The organism is uncultured Xylophilus sp., from assembly GCA_913776965.1.
GTDB lineage: Bacteria > Pseudomonadota > Gammaproteobacteria > Burkholderiales > Burkholderiaceae_C > Xylophilus.
In genome coordinates this window covers 1-13,085 of the sequence record CAJYQL010000078.1, presented here as the reverse complement: position 1 = coordinate 13,085, position 13,085 = coordinate 1, and the positions used below count along the sequence as shown (strand labels likewise).

17 protein-coding genes are annotated in these 13,085 nt (G+C 71.6%); 12 read left to right on the top strand and 5 right to left on the bottom strand.

Annotated elements, in window-relative coordinates:
- Positions 1 to 38: 38 nt before the first annotated feature.
- The 6 genes from QZ500_RS11670 to QZ500_RS11645 all read left to right on the top strand — a co-directional run bounded on the left by QZ500_RS11670 (position 39) and on the right by QZ500_RS11645 (position 5,474).
- Positions 39 to 1,037: an SDR family oxidoreductase gene (locus QZ500_RS11670; RefSeq protein WP_295855435.1), complete on the top strand. Its 999-nt coding sequence runs from the start codon at positions 39 to 41 to the stop codon at positions 1,035 to 1,037.
- A gap of 25 nt (positions 1,038 to 1,062) precedes the next feature.
- Entirely contained in the window at positions 1,063 to 2,361 is a 1,299-nt protein-coding gene (locus tag QZ500_RS11665) for a DUF2254 domain-containing protein (protein ID WP_295855432.1), read from the top strand.
- A complete protein-coding gene (locus QZ500_RS11660) occupies positions 2,358 to 3,113 on the top strand; it encodes a nitroreductase (RefSeq protein ID WP_295855431.1) in 756 nt (251 codons plus the stop codon). The genes QZ500_RS11665 and QZ500_RS11660 overlap by 4 nt, the downstream gene beginning before the upstream one ends.
- Before the next feature lie 310 nt (positions 3,114 to 3,423).
- Entirely contained in the window at positions 3,424 to 4,110 is a 687-nt protein-coding gene (locus tag QZ500_RS11655) for a response regulator transcription factor (RefSeq protein ID WP_295855428.1), read from the top strand.
- A gap of 283 nt (positions 4,111 to 4,393) precedes the next feature.
- A complete protein-coding gene (locus QZ500_RS11650; RefSeq protein WP_295855426.1) occupies positions 4,394 to 4,711 on the top strand; it encodes a hypothetical protein in 318 nt (105 codons plus the stop codon).
- 127 nt (positions 4,712 to 4,838) lie between these two features.
- On the top strand, positions 4,839 to 5,474 hold the full coding sequence (locus QZ500_RS11645; RefSeq protein WP_295855421.1) for a hypothetical protein: 636 nt from the start codon (positions 4,839 to 4,841) through the stop codon (positions 5,472 to 5,474).
- On the opposite strand, the gene QZ500_RS11640 is transcribed toward QZ500_RS11645, so the two are convergent.
- Positions 5,426 to 6,877, bottom strand: a complete 1,452-nt coding sequence (locus tag QZ500_RS11640) for a sensor histidine kinase (protein ID WP_295855418.1) — start codon at positions 6,875 to 6,877, stop codon at positions 5,426 to 5,428. The two genes, QZ500_RS11645 and QZ500_RS11640, sit on opposite strands and share 49 nt — an antisense overlap.
- Before the next feature lie 126 nt (positions 6,878 to 7,003).
- On the opposite strand from QZ500_RS11640, the gene QZ500_RS11635 reads away from it, so the two are divergent.
- Positions 7,004 to 8,044: a pirin family protein gene (locus QZ500_RS11635; protein WP_295855417.1), complete on the top strand. Its 1,041-nt coding sequence runs from the start codon at positions 7,004 to 7,006 to the stop codon at positions 8,042 to 8,044.
- A gap of 4 nt (positions 8,045 to 8,048) precedes the next feature.
- On the opposite strand, the gene QZ500_RS11630 is transcribed toward QZ500_RS11635, so the two are convergent.
- The gene (locus QZ500_RS11630; RefSeq protein WP_295855416.1) at positions 8,049 to 8,834 is read right to left on the bottom strand and encodes a YafY family protein; all 786 of its coding nucleotides are present in this window, start codon (positions 8,832 to 8,834) and stop codon (positions 8,049 to 8,051) included.
- A 92-nt stretch (positions 8,835 to 8,926) separates the two neighbouring features.
- Here QZ500_RS11630 and QZ500_RS11625 point away from each other — a divergent pair, with 92 nt between their 5' ends.
- Positions 8,927 to 9,529: a glutathione S-transferase family protein gene (locus tag QZ500_RS11625; RefSeq protein ID WP_295855414.1), complete on the top strand. Its 603-nt coding sequence runs from the start codon at positions 8,927 to 8,929 to the stop codon at positions 9,527 to 9,529.
- Positions 9,530 to 9,597: 68 nt separating this feature from the next.
- Here QZ500_RS11625 and QZ500_RS11620 read toward each other — a convergent pair whose 3' ends face one another.
- The gene (locus QZ500_RS11620) at positions 9,598 to 10,554 is read right to left on the bottom strand and encodes an NAD(P)/FAD-dependent oxidoreductase (protein ID WP_295855412.1); all 957 of its coding nucleotides are present in this window, start codon (positions 10,552 to 10,554) and stop codon (positions 9,598 to 9,600) included.
- Complete coding sequence (locus tag QZ500_RS11615; protein WP_295855410.1) at positions 10,532 to 10,990, bottom strand: Rrf2 family transcriptional regulator; 459 nt, start codon at positions 10,988 to 10,990, stop codon at positions 10,532 to 10,534. Before QZ500_RS11615 ends, QZ500_RS11620 begins: the two co-directional genes overlap by 23 nt.
- Before the next feature lie 150 nt (positions 10,991 to 11,140).
- On the opposite strand from QZ500_RS11615, the gene QZ500_RS11610 reads away from it, so the two are divergent.
- The 3 genes from QZ500_RS11610 (at position 11,141) to QZ500_RS11600 (ending at position 12,328) form a co-directional block, all read left to right on the top strand.
- Entirely contained in the window at positions 11,141 to 11,617 is a 477-nt protein-coding gene (locus QZ500_RS11610; protein ID WP_295855407.1) for a peptidylprolyl isomerase, read from the top strand.
- An 89-nt stretch (positions 11,618 to 11,706) separates the two neighbouring features.
- The gene (locus QZ500_RS11605) at positions 11,707 to 12,078 is read left to right on the top strand and encodes a translation initiation factor Sui1 (protein WP_295855550.1); all 372 of its coding nucleotides are present in this window, start codon (positions 11,707 to 11,709) and stop codon (positions 12,076 to 12,078) included.
- Between the two features lie 40 nt (positions 12,079 to 12,118).
- Complete coding sequence (locus QZ500_RS11600) at positions 12,119 to 12,328, top strand: DUF3820 family protein (RefSeq protein ID WP_295855405.1); 210 nt, start codon at positions 12,119 to 12,121, stop codon at positions 12,326 to 12,328.
- A gap of 32 nt (positions 12,329 to 12,360) precedes the next feature.
- Here the strand turns inward: QZ500_RS11600 and QZ500_RS11595 are convergent, their stop codons facing one another.
- Positions 12,361 to 12,846 carry a cupin domain-containing protein gene (locus tag QZ500_RS11595; RefSeq protein WP_295855403.1) on the bottom strand — a complete coding sequence of 162 codons (486 nt, stop codon included), beginning with the start codon at positions 12,844 to 12,846 and terminating at the stop codon, positions 12,361 to 12,363.
- 66 nt (positions 12,847 to 12,912) lie between these two features.
- On the opposite strand from QZ500_RS11595, the gene QZ500_RS19570 reads away from it, so the two are divergent.
- Positions 12,913 to 13,085: LysR family transcriptional regulator (locus tag QZ500_RS19570; protein WP_366763060.1), on the top strand; the 173-nt coding region annotated here is incomplete at its 3' end.

Sequence of the window (13,085 nt, the reverse complement as noted above, 5' to 3'; positions counted from 1 at the left end):
CGGATCCATCAACTCATTCCACACGAAGGATCCGATCCATGAGTCCCGCTCCGTCCGACGACGCCCCCCTCTCCACCGCCTCGCCGCGCCGCGTGGTCGTGCTGACCGGCGCGTCCAGCGGCATCGGGCGGGCCACGGCGCTGGCTTTCGCGCGGCACGGCGCCGCACTGGTGTTGGCTTCGCGGTCAGCCGAATCGCTCGAGCCGGTGTCGATGGCCTGCGAACGCGCCGGCGTGCCGGTGCTCGCGGTGCCGACGGACGTGGCCGATGCCGGTGCGATGAAGGCGCTGGCCGATGCAGCACTGGCGCGCTTCGGCCGTATCGACGTCTGGGTCAACGGTGTCGGCGTGGGCGCCGTCGGCCGCTTCGAGGACACGCCTGCCGAGGCGCACAAGCGGGTGCTGGAATGCAACCTGCTCGGCCACCTGAACGGCTGCCATGCAGCGATGCCGCATTTCCGCGCGCAGCGGCACGGTCTGCTGGTCAACATGATCTCGCTCGGCGGCTGGATCCCCACCCCGTACGCCGCTGCGTACGTGGCGAGCAAGTTCGGCGTGCGGGGCCTGTCCGAAGCGCTGCGCAGCGAGGTGTCGGACCTGCGCGACGTGCACATCTGCGACGTCGCGCCCACCTTCGTCGATACGCCGGGCCTGGCGCACGGGGCCAACTACACCGGCCGCACGCTGCGTCCGCCGCCACCGCTGATCGACCCACGCCGCGTAGCCGAAGCGATTGTGCGGCTGTGCGACCGCCCGCGCGACGTGACCTGGATCGGGGCGCCGGCCCTGCCCGGCCGTATCGCCTACGCGCTGGCACCCCGGCTGGTCGGCCGCACGATGCGCGCGTTCATCGACTGGGCTCTGCGCCGCAGCACGCCGGCGCCGATCACCGACGGCAACCTCTACGGCGCCTCGCGCGGCAATGCGGTCGACGGCGGGCACCGCGAGGGCCAGGCCGGCCTGACCGCGGCGGGTGCCGGCCTAGCCGCGGTCGGTTTGGCCTGCGCGCTCTGGGCCTGGCAGCGCCGGGGCCGCTGAACGGCACCGCCCCGCGGAAGGCGCCGTGTCCGAAAAATTCCGCTACCTGCTGCAGAAGCTGGTCCGCAAGACCTGGTGGCGCTGCGCGCTGTTTTCGCTGTTCGCAGTGCTGGCGGTCGCGCTGGCAGCCCTTCTCGGCCCGGCCATCCCGCGAGACGTGGCGACCCAGCTAGGCTCCGATTCGATCGACAGCCTGCTCAACATCCTCGCTTCCAGCATGCTGACGGTGGCGATCTTCTCGGCCACCACCATGGTGTCGTCGTTTTCTGCCGTCAGCAGCACCGCCACGCCGCGCGCGGCGCAGCTGCTGATCGAGGACACGACGATCCAGAACACGCTCGCCGCCTTCGTCGGCGCTTTTCTCTACAGCGTGATCGCGCTGGTCGGGCTGCATGCCCATGTCTACGGCGACGGCGGCCGGCTGGTGCTGTTCGGCTTTACCCTGGTGATGCTGGCGGTGGTGGTCGTGGTGCTGCTGCGCTGGATCGACTACCTGTCGGTGCTCGGCCGGCTGGGCGAGACGATCCGGCGGGTGGAGCTCGCCACCGCCGATGCGATGCGCCAGCGCCTCGACAAGCCCCATCTCGGCGGACGTCCGCAGGCCGAGGGCGAGCGCGGCGCCCATGCGCTGCAGGCCGCCGCCACCGGCTTCGTCCAGCATGTGTCGATGGACCTGCTGCAGCGGCATGCCGAGGCCGCCGGTTGCAGGCTGCACCTGCATGTGCTGCCGGGCGCGTTCGTCGAGCCGTCGGTGGTGCTGGTGACCGGCGACCGGCCGTTCGACGACGCCGCCCGCCAGGCGATTGCCGATGCGGTGCTGGTCGGCACCAGCCGCAGCTTCGACCACGATCCGCGCTTCGGCATGGTGGTGATGGGCGAGATCGCGGCGCGGGCGATGTCGGCGTCGGTGAACGATCCGGGCACCGCGCTCGACGTGACGGCCGCGGCGGTCCGCACGCTGGCGGTCTGGGCCGAAGGCCGCCGTGCGCAGGCGGCCGCGCCGCCGGAAGTGCTGTTCGACCGCGTCAGTGCGCCCGCGCTGCGTGATGCCGGGCTGGTCGAGGACGTGTTCGCGCCGCTGGCCCGTTACGGCGCTCCGGCGGTGGAGGTGGGCATCGCGCTGCAGCGGGCGCTCGGCTCGGTCCGGCGCCTGGGCCATCCGCCGTTCGCGGCCGCGGCCGAGGCGATGGCGCGTTATGCGCTCGCCCGCGCCGGCCAGGCGGGGCTGCTGCCGGAAGAGCTGTCGCTGCTGCAGGCGGCGGCCGGTGCTGCCGCGTCGGCGGCAGCGGAGCCGCAGCCCTCCGGGCACACTGCCGTGCCATGACCGCCGCCGCCCTGCCCGATCCCCCCGCCGGACCCCTGCCCGTCGGCACCGTCATCGCCGATCCGGCGAGCGTCGATGCCGCCCTGCTCAGCCGCCAGTCGGTGCGCGCCTTTCGACCGGACCCGGTGCCGCAGGCGGTGCTGGAGCAGATCCTGGCGGTCGCCGCGCGCGCCGGCTCCGGCAGCAACATCCAGCCGTGGAAGGTCTACGTGCTGCAGGGCGCGAGCCGCGACCGGCTGGTGGATACGGTGTGCGCCCTGCACGACGCGATCGCGGCCGACCCGGCGTTGGGCGAGGCCTACCGGCCGGCCTACGACTACTACCCGGAGCAGTGGTTCTCGCCATATCTGGACCGGCGGCGGCAGAATGGCTGGAGCCTGTACGGCCTGCTCGGCATCGGCCGCGGCGACAAGCAGGCGATGCATGCGCAGCACGGCCGCAACTTCCGGTTCTTCGACGCCCCGGTCGGGCTGATCTTCACCGTCGACCGGGCGCTCGGCCGCGGCGCGCTGCTCGACTACGGCATGTTCCTGCAGAGCATCATGCTGGCCGCGCGGGCCCGCGGACTGCACACCTGTCCGCAGGCCGCCTGGAACCGCTTCGAGACCGTGGTGCTGCCGCAGGTGGGCGCCGGGGACCACGAGATGCTCGTCTGCGGCATGGCGCTGGGTCATGCGGATGGGGATGCGCCGGTGAACACGCTGCGCACGCCGCGCGAGACGGTTGCCGACTTCACCCGCTGGCTCGGCTGACCGAGGGCCATCCGGGCCCTGTCCGCACAGCATCCGCCCGGAATGCTGCGGCATCGCATCTCGGTACATGATGGTGCACGGTCCTGTCGGGTTGCCCGACAATCAGTCCACGTCAAAAGACAGGTTTTGGCCGCTGTTGCAGGTCAGAAAAGCAGTTTTATTCGCTTTTCGCATCATGGCTTCGCGGCATGTGACCTATTCGATCATTAATGACACAGGTACCGAGGAAAGTTGATATGCAGGAGGAGATCCACCCCCACGCCGACGGCGGACACCTTGCGGCGCAACGCGCTGCAGGAGGGCGCGCGGCATGATGCCTTCGACCCTGGCGCTCGTCGACGACGATGCCGAGTTTTCCGAATTCCTGAGCCAGTATCTTCGCCAGCGCGGCATCGCGGTGCAGGTCTTCGGCGACAGCAACGACCTGCTGGCGGCCCAGACGCCCTACAGCTTCGACTTCTACATCTTCGACCTGATGCTGCCCGGCGTGGACGGCCTGGACCTGATCAAGATCCTGCGCCGCCGCAGTACCGCGGGCGTGCTGGTCGTGTCCGGCCGGCTGGCGCCGGCGGTGTTCGAGGAAGTGCTGACCGCGGGTGCCGACATGTACCTCGCTAAGCCGGTGCGCTTCGAGCAGGTCGCGCTGGCGGTCGAGGCGGTGTACCGCCGCGTGGTGGCCGCCCGCGAACAGCACAACAGCTGGAAGCTCGACCGGCATGCGAGCGAACTGGTCGCGCCCGACGGCACCCGCATCTCGCTGAGCGACAAGGACCTCGCGGTGATGGAGTGCTTCGTCGAAGCCGCCGGCGGCACCGTGGCGCGGGCCACGCTGCGCCAGCGGCTCGGCCACACCGACGAAGCGGAGTCCGACAACACCCTGCACGCCACGATCTACCGGCTGCGCCGCCGCATCGAACGGGCGACGCCGGTGGTGGTGCCGTTGCAGTCGCAGTCGCGGGTCGGCTACCTGTTCCGTGCGCAACTGTCGCTGGCCTGATAGGCGCGTCACTGCAGCGTTTTCAGCAGGGTGCGAAAACGCTGCGGTGTAGGCGTTTTCGGGCGAGGTGTGTGGGTACGCAAGAGGCGCGCAGGATGCGTTTGCCTCCGGAGGTTGCGGATGTTGCGGGTTGTGCAAACGCGCAGGCGCCGCACCGTGGAAGGCGGGCAAATCGGCAGAACGGCTCGACACATCCGGCTGGGTAGCGACGTGAAAGATGACCCCAGTGCACAGGCAGATCGCCGGCACTTCTTTCACCCACACACACCCTCAGGAGCACACCATGAAGAAGAACGACAACCACGGTCAGGGCCGCGTCACAGATCCGTCGACCGACGGCCGTCTGAAGGAAAACCAGGGCGGAAAGGCCCAGGCCCACAAGGGCAGCGACCGCGCCGAAGCCGGCATGTCCATGCAGCGCGACAGCGGCAAGGCGATGGACAGCAAGATGGACAAGGGCATGGCCAAGTCCACGGACAAATCGATGGACAAGGGCATGGCGAAGGACATGGACAAGAAGAGCGGCCAGTCCCACGCCAGCCATGGCCAGGGCCGGGTCACCGATCCCGCGCACGACAAGCGGCTGAAAGAAAACTGCTGATCGCGGCTGCAGCCCGACTGAAGGCCGCCTGCGGGTGGCCTTTGTTTTATCCGGTGCGCCCATCGCCTTTCGCGCGCCAGCATCGCCCGTCCTCGTCCCCTCCTGCGGTGCCTACCGCTAATTCACCATGACCATCGCCTGCCTCGGCTGGGGCTCCCTTCTCTGGAAAAGCGGCGCGCTGCTGCTCGCATCGACCTGGCAGGACGACGGTCCGCGGCTGCCGGTGGAATTCGCGCGGGTCGGCGACGGCGGCGAGCTGGCCACGGCCCTCTGTCCCGGTGCCGCGCTGCAGTCCACCTGGTGGGCGCTGCTCGCGACCGACGACCTGGCGACCGCCCGCGAGCAGCTGCGCATCCGTGAAGCCATCGACCGCGAGCACCCGGAATGGGTCGGCAGTTCCGACCGCGCGGCGGACGATGCGGCCAGCCGGGCCATCGAGGCCTGGCGGCGGGAGCGTGGGCTGCAGGCGGTGGTCTGGACGGCGCTGCCGCCGCGCATCGACGGCTGCAACGGCCGCTGTCCGGGGCCCGGGGAAGCGGTGGCCTACCTCGCCGGGCTCGCGGGCGAACGGCGTGCGCATGCCGAGGATTACGTACGGCGGGTGCCGCCCTCGCTCGCGACGGTGAACCGGCAGGCCATCGCCACGGCGCTGGGGTGGCGGCCCTACGAGGACGGTGCCGACGACACGCGCGAAGCGGTGGCGCCCGCGGCCGTTCAGGTCTGCATGCCCTGCGGCAGCACCAGCCGCATGCAGGCACCCTGAGGCGTGTCGTGCAGCGCCTCCACGGTGCCGCGGTGGAGGTCCATCACCCGCCGCACGATGAACAGCCCCAGCCCGTGGCCGACCCGGTGGCGGGCCTGGGTGCCGCGGGCGCCGCGGCTGAAGAGGCGCGGCATCAGGTCGTCGGGAATGCCCGGGCCCTGGTCGCGTACCTCGATCACCAGCGCCAGCGGTTCGTCCGAATCGTCGATGCGCACCACCACCGGCGTGCCGGGCGGCGAATAGGCGAGGGCGTTGCCGATCAGGTTGCGCAGCGCCAGCCGCATCAGGCCGATGTTCATCGAGGCGGTGCGGGTCGCGGTGGCGCGCTGCACCTGTACCCGGCCGCGCTCGCACCCGTCGATGTCGGCGATGGCCAGCTCGACCAGCGTGTCCACGTCGGTGTCCTGGCAGCGGATCGGCTCGGTGCCGGCGAGCAGCACCGCGTCGGCTAGCGTGTTGTCGACCGCCGAGGCGACCTGGGTCAGCACGCTGCGGGCGCGCTGCAGCCTAGCTGCGGCGTTGTCGCGGTCGGTCGGCGAGCCGCCGTCGGCGATCGCCTGCGTGGCGCTCTCCAACGCCGCCGAGGCATTGTTGAGCGGCTGCCGCACCTCGTGCGCCAGCGTGGCGAGCATCTCCTCGCGGTGCGCGAGCAAGCGGCCGCGCTCGACCAGCAGGCGGCTTTGCTCCTCCATGCGCAGCTCGGTCTGCAACCGGCGTTCCTGCTCGCGGGCGCGGTCGCTGGCGAGCGCGAGTTCCTCCCGCCGCGCCGCTTCCAGCGCCATGCCGATGTAGCCCATGTTGCCGTAGAGCGCCGCGAAGATCGCGAACGCGACCATCAGGATGAAGATCTGGTGGTCGAGCGCGGGCGCCGCGGCGCCCAGGAACAGCGCCACCGTGATGAAGCGCACCGCCAGCACCAGGGCGAACACACCGTAGACGTTGCGCAGCACCCGGGCGAAGTGATAGCCGGTCGCACGGTGCAGCAGGTGCGCCTCGTGGCACAGCCAGATGCTGCCGAGGAAGTGCATCAGCGACGTGGTCACGATGTGCAGCGGGTCGTCGGAGTCGTGGGTCGCGAGCACGTGGACCAGCGCGCTCACCGCCCAGCACACGACGTACAGGCCTTGCGGCGTCGGCAGACGGGCCTCGTCCCGCAGCGCGGCGGCGCGCAGCGGATACGAGGCGAAGAACATCGGGCCTGCGATCCAAACGAAGAGCCATGCCGGCAGCATGTCGCGCAGGCCGATCAGCAGCACGCTCGCGCCGTACAGCAGGCTGCCGGCGCACCACAGCACGACCGTGCGGCGCCGGTGCCGGCGGCGCAGGATGGTCCAGGTCATGAGCGGCAGCGCCACGTACAGCAGCGATGCGAAGACGGTGATCGTCTGGTAGTTGTTCAGCACATCTCCTCCATGCGGTGCGGCCGGGCTGGCGCTCCGCGGGGATTGTGCCGCCGCGGTTGAAGCGGCGCGAGCCGGCCGCATCTGCAGGGTTGCCGCCCTGCTCCCCTTTCCGGAAGATCCCCGCCCATGCCCGACCATCCCGTACTCGACGTCCGCCCACTCGGTTTTCCCTGGGAGACCGCCGACCCGTTCCTGTTCTGCGTCTACCACGACGACGCCTATCCGGCCGCCGACGCGCAGATGCGGCCGGCCGCCTCGCTCGCGGGCCGCACGCTCGGCAGCGACTTCAGCCGCCGGGACGGCTGGAGCATGTACCACGGCGAGACGGTGCCCGGCTTCCCGGCGCATCCGCACCGCGGCTTCGAGACGGTGACCATCGTGCGCCGCGGCCTGGTGGACCATGCGGACTCGCTTGGCGCGGCTGCGCGCTTCGGCGAGGGCGACGTGCAGTGGCTCACCGCCGGCCAGGGCATCGTGCATGCCGAGATGTTTCCGCTGCTGCGCCAGGATGCCGGCAATCCGCTGGAGCTGTTCCAGATCTGGCTCAACCTGCCGGCGCGCAGCAAAACCGCGCCGCCGCATTTCACGATGCTCTGGTCGGGGAACCTGCCGCGCACGGTGGTCGCCGACGCCGAGGGCCGCACCACCGAAGTCACGGTGATCGCCGGCCGCTGCGCCGCCGGCGCCGAGATGCTGGAGCCGCTCGCGCCGCCGCCGGATTCCTGGGCCGCGCAGGCCGATGCCGACGTGGCGATCTGGACGCTGCGCATGGCCCCCGGCGCACGCTGGACGCTGCCGGCCGCGGCGGGCGCGGACACCGGCCGCCGGCTGTATTTCTTCAAGGGCGCGCAGGTCGCCGTGGCAGGCCAGGCGGTGGCGCAGCACGCCGCGATCGCCCTGCGCCCGGGCGCGGCGGTGGAGATCGCCAACACTGGCGAGACCGAAGCGGAGTTCCTGCTGCTGCAAGGCCGGCCGATCGCCGAGCCGGTGGTGCAGTACGGCCCGTTCGTGATGAACAGCGAGGCCGACATCCGCCAGACGCTGGAGGACTACCGCCGCACCGGCTTCGGCGGCTGGCCGTTCGACGATCCGGCACCGGTCCACGGCCGCGATCCGGCACGCTTCGCGCGGCATCCGGACGGCCGCGAGGAGCGGCCGGCGGGCTGAGCGGTCAGCGGGTCGGCGGGGTACGCGAAAGCGCCGCGCGTGCGGCCGTCGCGCACGCCGCGGCCTCCGACGCCAGAGCGGTCGTCGCGTCGCACGGCGGGATCTGGCGCCGCGCCGCCATCTCGGCGATGTAGGCGCGCAGCAGCGCCACCCGCCGGGGCCGGAAGCTCTCGCCGGTGCGCTTCACCGCGTGGATGCGGTCGGCGCGGAACATGCGGAAATCGTTGCGCAGGCAGCAGCGCGACAGCACCATCAGCGAGCGGCTCAGGTAGACGATCGCCAGCGGCCAGATGGTGCGCTCGGTGGTCTCGCCGTCGCGTACGTAGCGGATCGCCACCGCCTCCTCGCGCCAGCAGGCTTCCCGCAGCAGCGCCATGTCGGGCAGCGGCGGCGCGGGCTCGTCGTCGAAGCGGTGGACCATCGACACCGCATGCACCAGCTGCTGCTGGCGCGCCTGCGGCAGCGTGGCCGCCAGCTTGGCGAGCACCGAGGCCGCGGCGCCCACCAGCGCCGGGTCGCCGGCATGCGCGACCCGACCCATGCCGAGCACCAGCGCCTCGATCTCCAGCCGGTCGAACATCTGCGGCGGCAGGCTGCCGTCCTCCACCAGGCAGTAGCCGAAGCCGCGCTCGCCGCCGATCTCGGCGCCGGCGGCGCGCAAGCTGTCGATGTCGCGGTAGACCGAGCGCACCGACACGCCGGTCTCCTCCGCCAGTCGGCGGGCGGTGACGGGCGCGGGCAGCCGGCGCAGGGCGTCGAGCAAACGGAAGAGGCGGTCGGGGCGGGCCATGGCGGGGAGCGCTGCAGCTGACAGGAACTGGCAGTTGGGGTGCCTAGAGTAGCAGCCGTCGCCGACCCTTCCATTTGTTTTCAGGAGCTTCCATGCTGACCCTTTTCCACAGCCCCCGCAGCCGTTCCACCCGCATCGTCGCGCTGCTGCACGAACTCGGCGCGCTCGACGCGGTCCGCATCGAGATCGTCGACATCCCGCGCATGGACGGCAGCGGCCGCACCGACCCGCGCAACCCGCATCCCGAGGGCAAGGTGCCGCTGCTGATGGAGGACGGCGTGGCGATCCGCGAATCCGCGGCGATCGTGCCCTATCTGGCCGAGCGTTTCCCCGAAGCCGGCCTGCAGGTGCCGCCGGGCGACCCGCAGCGCGGCGCCTACCTGTCGTGGTTCGCCTGGTACGCAGGCGTGATGGAGCCGGTGATGGTGCTGCAGGCGACCGGCCTGCAGCACCCGGCGCTCGCCGCCACCTTCCGCGGCAAGGCCGAGATGGAGGCACAGCTGCTCGCAGTGCTGGCGCGGCAGCCCTACCTGTGCGGCGACCGTTTCACATCCGCCGACCTGCTGCTGCATTCGCCCTATGCGTTCTTCGGCCTGCCCGGCGTGCCGGCGATCGACGCCTGGGTGGAGCGCTGCAGGGCGCGGCCGTCGATGGCGTTCGCGGCGGCCTTCGACGAGCGGCACGTGGCGGGCTGATCCGGCGGGGCATGCAGGGTGCGGGTACGGCGGGCGGCCCGCGCCGGGTTACGCACCGGATCCCGCATTCATGGCGCCCGTGCAGCCGCACCGCGCGCCGCATCCTCCGCCACGAGGCTGTGGTGCAGCATCGCCCCGGCCAGCACGCCGCTGGCGACGGACATGCTGATGTTGGAAGGCGCCTGCGCGATGTCCCCCGCGGCGTAGACGCCGGGCACGGTCGTCATGCGCTGGGGATCGGTGCGCACCAGCGGACCGCCGGGCGTGTCGTCGATCGCGCAGCCCAGCCGGGCGGCGAGCGGGCTCGCGAACACCGGCTGCTGGCCGACGAACAGCGCGTCGACGGCGACCCGCCGGCCGTCCTGCAGCAGCACGTGGCGCAGGGTGTCGCCGGGACCCTCGACCGCCGCGACCGGCACCGGTTCGACGGCTACGCCGCGCGCGGCGAGGAGGGCATGCGTCTCGGCGTCGGGCACGAACTGGCCGTGGGTGAAGAGGGTGACCGGGCCCCAGTCGGCCACCAGCATCGCGTACTGCGCGGCCATCGGTCCCATCGCCGCCAGCACGCCGATCGGGCCGCCGCCGATCTCGTAGCCGTGGCAGTACGGGCAGTGCAGCACCGAACGGCCCCAGCGCTCGGCCACGCCCGGCAGGGCGGGCGGCTGGTCGCGGTAGCCGGTGGCGAGCAGCAGCCGCCGGCCGGCAGGGCGGCCACCGTCGTCGGTCTGCACGACGAAGCCGTCTGCCGCGTCGTCGTCGAGCGGCTGCGCGTCGGTCGCGGTCGCCTGCAGCAGCGTGACGGTGGCATAGCGGGCGAGCTGCGCCCGGGCCTCGTCCAGCATTTCGCGGCCGGGCCGGCCGTCCTGGGCGAACACGCCGTGGGCGTGGGACGCGAAGCGGTTGCGCGGTTGCCCGGCGTCGATCACCAGCACCCGCCGCCGTGCGCGGCCGAGTTGCAGGGCAGCCGACAGGCCGGCATAGCTGCCGCCGACGACGATGGCGTCATGAAGAGGCGTGGGGGGCATGGATGCTCCAGTCGGGATGGCGCTGCAGGCGCCGGTGGAAATCGGCCGACAGGTCGGCCAGCGTGACCTGGGAGAGGCGGGCTGCGAGCAGTGCCTCGGCCGCCTGCAGGCTGTCGTGCAGCGCATGCTGCACCGCCTGCTCGACCAGGCAGTCCGGCTGCGGTGGCGCGGCGGTGGGCGACGCGGCGTCGCCCGCCGCCAGCTGCACGTCGAGCAGGGTGACCGAGGCGAGGTCGCGCGCCAGCACCCAGCCGCCGCCGTGGCCGCGCTCCGACACAACGAAGCCGGCCTCGCGCAGCCCGGCCATGGTGCGGCGCACGACCACCGGATGGGTGCGCATGCAGGCGGCCAGCGCCTCCGACGTCATCGGGCCCGCATGCTCGGCCATGTGCAGCAGCGCGTGCAGCACCGCCGACAACCGGCTTCCGGATTTCATGTAACTCTGCATGTTGCGAGATTAGCAGGATCGGACGCAGCCTGCTGGCCGGGGGCGTTTTCGCGGCGGCGGCTGCAGGCGCCGATCCGCACGGCGAGAATCGGCGCTTTGCCCATCGCGCCGCGCTGCGCCGCCGCACCCCAGCACACCATGAAAATCGCCAAGGACACCGCCGTCACCCTCCGCTACAAGATCGCCGGCGCGGACGGCCGCACGCTCGACGAGGGCAAGACCCCGCTGGTCTACCTGCACGGCGGCTACGAGAACATCTTCCCGAAGGTCGAGGAAGCGCTGGAAGGCCAGGAGCCCGGCCATGCCGGCACGCTGGAGCTGAGCGCCGAGGAGGCCTTCGGCGCCCGCGACGAGAGCCTGGTGCGCGTCATCCCCAAGAGCGAATTCCCGCCGGGCGTGAAGGTCGGCGGTCAGCTGCAGGGCACCGGCGCCGACGGCCAGCCGCAGGTCTTCAACGTGGTGAAGATCAAGGGACCGGAGGTGCACCTGGACGGCAACCATCCGCTGGCCGGCAAGGCGCTGCGCTTCAGCTTCAAGGTGGCCGACGTGCGCGCCGCCTCGGCCGATGAGATCGCCCATCGCCACGTGCACGGCGAACACGGCCACCACCACTGAGCTCCCGTTTCGATAGCAGTCTGCGCAGGTCCCGCCTGCGCAGGAGGCCGATTTCCTTCCGAAAAACCTGACAAGACGACACCATGGCGATGCGTGACCGCAGCAGCACCGGTGGCGGCGGCCTGGTCTATTCGACCGAGGCCGGCCGCATGTGCCCCGACTGCCGCCAGCCGGTGGCCGGCTGCACCTGCCGCGCGCAGGCCGCGGCCGCCGTGCGCGGCGACGGCCGGGTGCGGGTGCTGCACGAGACCAAGGGCCGCGGCGGCAAGGGCGTGACGGTGGTGCGAGGCCTGCCGCTGGCGCCCGACGACCTGGCCGCGCTCGGCAAGCGCCTGCGCACCGCCTGCGGCGCCGGCGGCACCGCGAAGGACGGCGTGCTGGAGATCCAGGGCGACCACCGCGACACGGTGATGGCGCTGCTGGAGCAGCAGGGCTACGCGCCGAAGCGGGCCGGGGGCTGAGCATGCCGGACGCCTCCGTCCGGCCCTGCAGAATGCCGCGATGAACCCCGACGACCTGCAGAAGCTCGTCACCCGCGAAATGCCCTTCGGCAAACACCAGGGACGCGTCATCGCCGACCTGCCGGCGAACTACCTGCACTGGTTCGCCCGCGAGGGATTCCCGCCGGGCGAGACCGGACGGCTGCTCGCGCTGATGTTCGAGATCGACCACAACGGCCTGCGGCCGCTGCTGGCGCCCTTGCGTCGCTGACCGCCGCTTACCGGGGCCCTGCAAGGCGCCCGTCAGTCCACCGCCGGGCCGCGGAATTCGATGCCGTGTCGCGCGCAGGCCGCCACCAGCGCGTCGATCTGATCGGCCGTCGGCGCCTCCTGCGGCGGCAGGCCGGGGCCCTGGGCAGGCCGTGCGAGGCTGCGCACCATGTCCTCGAACCGGCCGGTGGTGACGGTGAGGAAACGGGCTTCGCCCGACACCACCCGGAACGAATGCGGCAGCCCGGCCGGCACCGCCAGCGACTCGCCCGGCGTGAGCAGGCGGATCTCCTCGCCCACGCGGATGCGCACCTCGCCGTCAAGCATGCAGAAACTCTCCTCCTCGTCGACGTGCACATGGAGCGGCACGGCGAAATCCCGTGGCATGCGGTGTTCGATCAGCGAGATGCCGCCGGTGTTCTGCGTCTTCGACAGCAGGATGGAGAGACGGGCGGTGGTGAACCAGAGGTGGTCGGCCATGGTGAAGCGGGCAGGAGAGCGAGTGGAGAAGATCGCCATTCTTCGCGCCGGCCCGCGCGGCCGGAAGCCCGAGAATCGCGCATCGTTGTACCGAAGATCGTGCTGATGAAGACACTCGACGCGATGGCCGGCGTGGCCGCATTCCTGGCGGTCGCCGAGCGGTCGAGCTTCACCGCCGCGGCGGACGCGCTGGGCATCGGCCGCGCGACCGTCGGTGCGCAGGTGGCGGCGTTGGAGGCGCGGCTGGGCGTGCGGCTATTGCAGCGCTCCACCCGCGC